3 protein-coding genes are annotated in these 5051 nt (G+C 37.1%); 2 read left to right on the forward strand and 1 reads right to left on the reverse strand.

Going from position 1 to position 5051, the window contains the following annotated elements:
* Positions 1-86: 86 nt before the first annotated feature.
* Positions 87-887, forward strand: a complete 801-nt coding sequence (locus tag ACT8YW_RS21670; RefSeq protein WP_444107110.1) for a tyrosine-type recombinase/integrase — start codon at positions 87-89, stop codon at positions 885-887.
* Positions 888-979: 92 nt separating this feature from the next.
* Here ACT8YW_RS21670 and ACT8YW_RS21675 read toward each other — a convergent pair whose 3' ends face one another.
* Complete coding sequence (locus ACT8YW_RS21675; RefSeq protein ID WP_444107111.1) at positions 980-3757, reverse strand: AAA domain-containing protein; 2778 nt, start codon at positions 3755-3757, stop codon at positions 980-982.
* 249 nt (positions 3758-4006) lie between these two features.
* Between ACT8YW_RS21675 and ACT8YW_RS21680 the strand changes: the two genes are divergently transcribed.
* Positions 4007-5047, forward strand: coding sequence for an alcohol dehydrogenase (locus ACT8YW_RS21680; protein WP_444107112.1), 1041 nt, complete (start codon positions 4007-4009; stop codon positions 5045-5047).
* Positions 5048-5051: the final 4 nt, after the last annotated feature.

A 5051-nucleotide genomic window follows, 5' to 3' on the forward strand; every position in this document is an offset into this window, starting at 1 on the left:
AAACTTCTCATAATAGGAACTATTGCTATTTTATTATGCTTATCTTATGAATGATAGTTTAATTGTATTATTAATTAAAAATAATCATGGAAAAATTTGAAACCTTTCTTCGTCAGGGTAATATGGCGGATAATACGATTTCTGCATATCAATATGCAGTAAATGATTTTTATTCTCGTCATAAAGATTTGAATAAAAGAAACTTGTTACTTTACAAAGCGTATTTAATTGAAACCTTTAAGCCTAAAACTGTAAATTTACGAATTCAAGCTTTAAATAAATATCTTGATTTCGTTAATAAAACGCGGCTTCGGCTAAAGTCGGTGAAAGTACAACAACGTTCTTATTTGGAAAATGTGATTAGTAATGCTGATTATATATTTCTGAAAAACAAATTAAAAAAAGAAGAAAATCAGGAATGGTATTTTGTTGTACGTTTTTTGGCTGCTACTGGTGCTCGCGTTAGTGAATTAATACAAATAAAAATAGAGCATGTGAATATTGGTTACTTTGATATTTATACTAAAGGTGGGAAAATTCGCCGTTTGTTTATTCCAAAGAAGCTTAGAGATGAAACAAAGGTTTGGCTAATTGCTATTAATCGTGAAAGTGGTTATCTCTTTCTTAATCGTTTTGGTGAACGAATTACAACAAGAGGGATTTCTCAACAACTAAAGAACTATGCCGAGAAGTATGAACTTAATACTAAAGTTGTTTATCCTCATTCATTTCGACATCGTTTTGCAAAGAATTTTCTAGAAAAATTCAATGATATTTCTTTGTTGGCTGATTTGATGGGGCATGAAAGTATTGAAACTACTCGTATATATTTAAGAAGGACTGCTTTAGAACAGCAGGAAATTGTGGATAAAGTTATTACTTGGTAATAGTTGTGGTTTAGTTAATATTAGCAGTTTACAAATCATTGGTTGCATCTATTGATTTGTAAACTCTATAAATATTTAAGGGAGATATGGTGTTAGTGTGATTTTAATATCTCAATAAGTTTATCTCCAATAATTTTCTTCTCATTACTACCGATAGTAGACAATCTCACCAACGGAATTCCGTACAACTCTAAGATACGATTCTTTTTAATATCACGTTCTGATTGCCTCGTTCCTGATTTATGGAATGTATAACCATCCGTCTCAATAGCCAGTACCGGTTGTTTACTCACACGATTATAAATCAGAAAGTCAATATGAGTGTTTATATTTGCAGCATATTTGCTTTCCTCTTCATTCAATAGAGAATAATCCTGGATCAACATATAGAGTGGTAAATGACAAATGATATTCAAATGACGCATATTAATATTTTCTTTCAGGATATCTTCGAGTAAGGCAAATGTAAGATTCTCGGAATCGTATTCGGATATTTTCTTGTGTTTTTTCAAATAGGCAATTCGAGCATCTGTATATTGCTCATATAGATAATCGAATATAGAATGAATCTTACTGGTGGAAACAGTGCCATTGTTATATTCGATATAAGCGATCAAATCGCTAATATTGCAGTCTTTGGGTTGTTCATTTCCCGATACAACTAAGTAGAATTGTGACTTAGCCCGCGAAACAGCAACATTGAGCAGGTTGGGATCGTCGGAAAAGGAAGTGATGACATCGTCGACAGTGGTCATAATGATAGCATCCTTTTCTCTTCCCTGAAACTTATGGACTGTTGCGACATCAATATCCTCTTCAAGTGCGGATTTTACTGCATCTACTTGTTTGTTATATGGAGCTATGACGCCAATTTCATCTGTTTCATAAGATAGATTCGGTAGTACTTCCTCTTTGATAACATCTATTTCCCGTTGATTCATGTGACTGCGGGAGTGATTACCTTTGGCTGTCCGTATGGCACAAATGACATCCTCTTCTCCTTTATCACGTGTCATGATGACGAGATCTCCACCATAAAATTTCTGATTACAGAAGTTGATGATTCGAGGATGGCATCGATAATGTTCCCGTAACAAGGTCTGTGGTACATTCGGAATAACTTTGCAGATGGATTGCAAAAAACTCATATTGGCACAATCATATTCCGGCTTAATCAGGCACGCATTAGCGATAAAGTTTAGCTTTTCCTTATTTTCTTCCGTGACCACATTGGGAAGTTGCATGGTGTCGCCGACAATGATTGCATTTTTAGCACATGACAAGGCTAAAGCTCCGGTCTCAACGGAAACCTGTGATGCTTCGTCCATAATGATATAATCATATACGGCATCTCGTTGCAGACTGCCTAATGATGAAAAGGTAGTGCTTAATATGATAGGATATTCTTTTTGTACCTCTCGCCAATTATTTTTTAGATCAGGGAGCGTAAAGATGGGCTTGTCATGATTATTGCCATAGGTATGAAATAACTGATTCTTTAGATATTTCATTGATGTATCGGCCATTTGTCTAGCCATTTCTGCTGCATCTTTGTTGGCAAGCTCCTTTTCTAATGTGTCTATTTCAACTTCCAGTTCTGCATACTTTGTTTGGTAGAATAAGATTTGGAAGTCGGCGATAATCAAACTCATCTCCCGTTTATAGAAACCTTTATCGGGGATTTTACAAATCGTTTTGCTCCTGAATTTAAAGAATAACCATTTCAACCGTTGAATAAAAGCTGCTATTCCCCGAAGACTTGATGATTGCTCTTTTTCTGCAAATTGTTGACATTCATTCCATAAATTCAGAAGGTCTGCCGAGTTGGAACTCTTTCGTTGTTGGAGAGTAATTTCTTTTGTTCCGAACTCTTGCAGATAATGTTGCCACTCTATTTTTAAAGCTTGTATTTCCTGTCTTGCCATGGCAAGGCGTTCCTGTTTGGAAAATATGCTTTTTAGTTCTTCTGTCTGATGATGTATCTGATTGAGAAATTGAGGTTGGTCGGCATCTGCATCATGCCATGACTCAAAGTTCTCCGGATATTGTTTTTCTTCTTCTTGAGTCTCGATGAATTTCTCTTTGTTAGCTGTACTGCCAAGCAATGCAACAATGAAACCCATATCGTATTTGGATAACTTCTCAAGTACATTGACGATGGCGGAGTTGTTATTAGATACTACCTGAACAGTCTTACCACGCACAAGGATATTGGCAATGATGTTCAGAATCGTTTGTGTCTTTCCGGTTCCCGGAGGTCCTTGCACAACGCTGATTTGATTCTCAAAAGCTGCCTGGACTGCTTTTTGCTGGCTTGCATTACAACCAAAAGGAAAAATCAAGGTTGAGGCAGTCTGGGGCTGCATTTTATATTTTTGAGGATTCAGATATATAGCAATAGCTCTGTTGTTTGCGATGAAATGAATCTTTTCATATTGTTTTGCCAATAGCTTCGTTCCGTCATCAGCTTTCAATTCGTTCGCATCGGCAACTTTCTTCAAATATTCGAATATACTTTTCGAACGACTCTCTCCCAAGCATGATTCGATAATTTCTAAGTCCTTTTCTCTGTAATCATACTCTTTACCATTCTGAAAACGAATGTGCCAATAGCTGTGTGATCCGGCCTTAAAAATAGATAAGGCTTTGATGTTTGATAAAGTTCTCCCTTTACTGATTATTTGATAATTATTGGGGTCCGGTTTGTCCGGATCAGTCAGCCAAAGGACATTTTCTTCTTTATAAGTATACGTACTAGGAACATTTCGGAATACTATCTTATAGCTGTCATCATAATTCTGGCAGCTTTCTATTTCGGGAGTCTTGATTTGACCTTTTATAATAATCAGATTTTCGGAAGTATCTATCATAGGCTTGTGTGTAAATATAATAAGTCGTGCTGCTGTTTTTATTTATTATTTTGGATATAAAAGTAAGAATATTTTCCAGAATATCAAAGCTGAAGTAGAAAAAACAGTGAATGACTTTATTCAGCTTTGTATTGTTATAAATGTAGAGTGAGATTCGGTTTGGGAGTATTGAACGTGATAAAAGAGATTTGTTTTGCCAATGAAATCATTATCTTTGCAAGGTATATATTAATGAACGAGGAGGATATTATGCTTGCATACACATATATTGAACACGGAAAGTTTGAATTGCAGGAGAAAGCGATACCGGAAATGAAGGATTCACGGGATGCAATCGTGCATGTAACACTTGGTAGCATCTGCACCAGTGATCTTCATATTAAACATGGCAGTGTGCCGCGTGCTGTGCCCGGAATAACTGTCGGGCATGAGATGGTAGGTGTGGTAGAACAAGTAGGGGCTGATGTCACTTCGGTGAAGCCTGGTGACAGGGTGACTGTGAATGTCGAAACTTTCTGCGGTGAGTGTTTTTTCTGTAAGCATGGATATGTGAATAACTGTATTGATCCTAATGGCGGCTGGGCTTTAGGTTGTCGAATTGATGGCGGTCAGGCGGAATATGTCAGAGTTCCTTATGCGGATCAGGGTTTGAGCCGTATTCCTGATACTGTGAGTGATGAGCAAGCCTTGTTTGTCGGTGATGTACTTGCAACAGGTTTTTGGGCAGCACGCATCTCGGAAATAACCGCGGAAAATACTGTTCTTATCATCGGTGCCGGACCTACCGGGATTTGTACTTTGTTGTGTGTGATGCTGAAGAAGCCAAAACGCATTATTGTCTGTGAAAAGTCTCCTGAAAGAATTCGGTTTGTCTGCGAGCATTATCCTGATGTGTTAGTAACGGAGCCTGAACACTGCAAGGAATTTGTTCTCAAGAACAGTGACCATGGTGGTGCAGATGTTGTTTTGGAAGTAGCGGGGAGTGATGATTCTTTCCATTTGGCATGGGCTTGTGCTCGTCCTAATGCTGTTGTCACGATTGTAGCCCTCTATGATAAACCGCAACTTCTTCCTTTACCTGATATGTATGGCAAGAATTTGGTTTTTAAAACAGGTGGAGTGGATGGCTGCGATTGTAACGAGATTCTCAAGCTGATTGAGGAAGGTAAAATTGATACTACTCCTCTTATTACACATCGATTTCCGTTGAATGAGATTGAGGAGGCCTATCGTATCTTTGAAAACAAATTAGATGGAGTTATTAAAGTAGCTATATCAGGAAATAAATAAAAAT

Origin of the sequence: Bacteroides sp. (genome assembly GCF_052357945.1) — a bacterium.
Classification (GTDB): domain Bacteria; phylum Bacteroidota; class Bacteroidia; order Bacteroidales; family Bacteroidaceae; genus Bacteroides.